This is a genomic window from Mesorhizobium sp. M2A.F.Ca.ET.067.02.1.1, assembly GCF_004023285.1.
Taxonomy (GTDB): domain Bacteria; phylum Pseudomonadota; class Alphaproteobacteria; order Rhizobiales; family Rhizobiaceae; genus Mesorhizobium.
Genome location: NZ_RZSB01000789.1, coordinates 1 through 2,696, shown reverse-complemented (window position 1 = coordinate 2,696; position 2,696 = coordinate 1). Strand labels below are relative to the sequence as shown.

General features: G+C 57.5%; 3 protein-coding genes and 1 pseudogene. 3 read left to right on the top strand and 1 reads right to left on the bottom strand.

Annotated features, from left to right (window positions below):
* From EOA28_RS31810 to EOA28_RS31805, 3 genes and pseudogenes are all read left to right on the top strand, one after another.
* Positions 1-1,138 (top strand): annotated as a pseudogene (locus EOA28_RS31810) (vitamin B12-dependent ribonucleotide reductase); the annotation flags it as partial.
* A gap of 156 nt (positions 1,139-1,294) precedes the next feature.
* Complete coding sequence (locus tag EOA28_RS39700) at positions 1,295-1,585, top strand: hypothetical protein (protein WP_210214984.1); 291 nt, start codon at positions 1,295-1,297, stop codon at positions 1,583-1,585.
* Positions 1,563-2,213 carry an ImmA/IrrE family metallo-endopeptidase gene (locus tag EOA28_RS31805; protein ID WP_210214983.1) on the top strand — a complete coding sequence of 217 codons (651 nt, stop codon included), beginning with the start codon at positions 1,563-1,565 and terminating at the stop codon, positions 2,211-2,213. Before EOA28_RS39700 ends, EOA28_RS31805 begins: the two co-directional genes overlap by 23 nt.
* A gap of 211 nt (positions 2,214-2,424) precedes the next feature.
* On the opposite strand, the gene EOA28_RS39695 is transcribed toward EOA28_RS31805, so the two are convergent.
* Positions 2,425-2,696: hypothetical protein (locus tag EOA28_RS39695; RefSeq protein ID WP_210214982.1), on the bottom strand; the 272-nt coding region annotated here is incomplete at its 5' end.

The window sequence follows — 2,696 nt, the reverse complement described above, 5'->3', positions numbered from 1 at the left end:
GCCGAACGTGGCGACGGTCGAGGACGCCAAGAACGCTTACATGCTGTCCTGGAAGCTGGCGCTGAAGGCCAACGCGCTCTATCGCGACGGCTCGAAGCTGTCGCAGCCGCTCAACGCCTCGCTACTCGCCGATGGCGAGGAGGACGAGGACGAGGCGGTCGAGCAGCTGATCGCGGCACCCGCCGCGCAGCGCGCCGTGCAGGTGACGGAAAAGATCGTCGAGCGCGTCATCGAGCGTCTCTACCGCGACCGCGAAAAACTGCCGAACCGCCGCAAGGGTTATACGCAGAAGGCCGTCGTCGGCGGCCACAAGGTGTATCTCCGCACCGGAGAATTCGATGACGGTCGTCTCGGCGAGATCTTCATCGACATGCACAAGGAGGGTGCTGCCTTCCGTGCGATGATGAACAACTTCGCCATCGCTATCTCCCTCGGCCTGCAGTACGGCGTGCCCCTCGACGAATATGTCGAGGCCTTCACCTTCACCAAGTTCGAGCCGGCCGGCATGGTGCAGGGCAACGACGCGATCAAGAACGCGACGTCGATCCTCGACTACGTGTTCCGCGAGCTCGCCGTCTCCTATCTCGGCCGCCACGACCTCGCCCATGTCGACCAGTCGGACTTCGACAAGACGGCGCTCGGCCGCGGCATCACCGAAGGCAAGGCGACGCCCTTCTCCAAGGGCCTCTATCGCGGCGCTTCGCCGGTGAAGCTGGTCTCGGGCATCGGCAGCGAGCCAAAGGGCTGCTTTGGCGGGGGTTCAAGTCCCTCTCCCGCTACCATCACCCCTGCCCGCGCCGCGCCGACCGCTTTCGCCGGTTCCAACGTGCTGGCGCTGAAGCCAGCCAGCGACGAAGCGCTCGCCTACAAGCGCGACTATGAGGAGCGCGCCAGGGAACTGGCCGAAGACATGGTGGAAGAAGAAGCCGAGGCCGCCGGCGGCGCCGAAGCTCTCTTCACCGACGCCGCCGCCAACGAGGCGGCCGAGGCGAAGAAGCTCGCCGCGACCCGCCGCCAGCAGTCGCTGCTCCAGGGCTACACCGGCAACGAATGCTCCGAGTGCCACAATTTCACCATGGTGCGAAACGGCACCTGCGAGAAGTGCGATACGTGTGGTTCGACGAGCGGGTGCAGCTGAGGATTAGCCCCCCTGCCGCTAACGCGGCAGGGGTATTTTTTTGAGGGAGCGTTTCACCTGCAGGTGAAAAAGGAAAGGAAGCAAAATATGTCGGAAAAGACTCTGACGGCATTTGGGTCCGCGTGCCGAGGAATCAGAATGGCTCGAAAGTTGCGGATGATCGATCAGGCAAGGGAGTTCGAATGTTCTCCGTCGTTTATCTCTGCCGTTGAAACAGGAGGAAAGCAGGTTCCAGAAGGCTATGTCGAAAAATTCGGAGATTGGCTGAAACTGGACCTAGTGACGAGAAAACACCTTCAGGCACTGGCTGACGCCCGTGCGAATGTCATTCGATTCACACCCGTCAATAAAGAAAGAGCCGCGCTTGCGAGAAGATTGTTCAGGAAGATCAATAAGATGTCTCCTGACGAGATACGAAAACTCGATGCGGATCTTCCAGGAGATTAAAAATATGAGCCACGATTACTGCGTCCCTCCAAAACGCCGCACCGAAATTGAGATACTTGCTGCGGCATGGCGCGAGGCATTGCGGATACCAACCACCTGCCAAGCTCCCGATATGATCGGCGTCCTTGAAAACGAGATGCCAAGGCTATTTGGCGATTTCGCATTGGTTGTCAAAGATGACTATCAAATGGACGGAGCTGAAGGATACACGGAATTCGATCCGCCTTGCGTAGTGCTGTCCGCAACAAGTTATCAATCCGCCGCGAACTTTGAAGGACGAGGTAGGTGGACAGCGGCCCATGAGTTGGGGCATTTGGTTCTTCACAAGTCTGCGGTTCCGTTGGATCGGGCTCCAATCCGATACTCCAAAATGAAAGAATTGCCGGAGTTTGCGAGCGCAGAGTGGCAGGCGAACGCATTCGCCGCTGCGTTTTTGATGCCAGAAGCGCTAGTTCGGGACTTCTTTGAAATTTCGGAAATTATGACGTTCTTCGCAGTCAGCCGAAGCGCGGCCGAGAATCGCGTGAAAAACCTCGGACTTTCCGAACAACGTCCTATTCCGCCTCAAGTTAGGGCAGCAATTTCGAATCTGCACAACATGACTGGAATACCAAAGCCGGCTCGATGAGCCGGCTTTGGATACCGCGAAAAGGCCGGAGCCGACGCGGGGCGAAGAGGTTGATTTCCCTCTCCTGTAGCAAGGTCATTATAAGGGAACGTCTTCCTTGGAGTCGAGGTAGCTTCGGCACATGAAAGGTATGAGGACGTGGATATGTCAAACAAAGAGCGTAAAACCTTCGACGTCGGCAGAGACTCCAAATCCGGTCAATTTGTGCCAGTCAAAGTGGCAGAACGCCGGCCCAATACCACCACCGTAGAGCGGGTACCAAAACCCGGATACGGTGATACAAGAAATGAGCCGTCTCGGAAAAAGTAGCCGGTATGGCGTATAGGGTGAGGAATGTTTCGACAGTTCTTCGTCGAGCATCCTCACCCGATGTCGCTTCGATTGCTAGGTTCGTGCAACAGCCCATCATCGGCGCTCGACAACCTTTCCCGAACACATAATGATCGATCACATCACCATCGAAGTCAGCGACCTCGCCAAGAG

Coding starts and splice junctions, on each gene's coding strand:
- EOA28_RS39700 (WP_210214984.1), top strand. CDS start 1,295: ATGATCGATCAGGCAAGGGAGTTCGAATGTTCTCCGTCGTTTATCTCT.
- EOA28_RS31805 (WP_210214983.1), top strand. CDS start 1,563: ATGCGGATCTTCCAGGAGATTAAAAATATGAGCCACGATTACTGCGTC.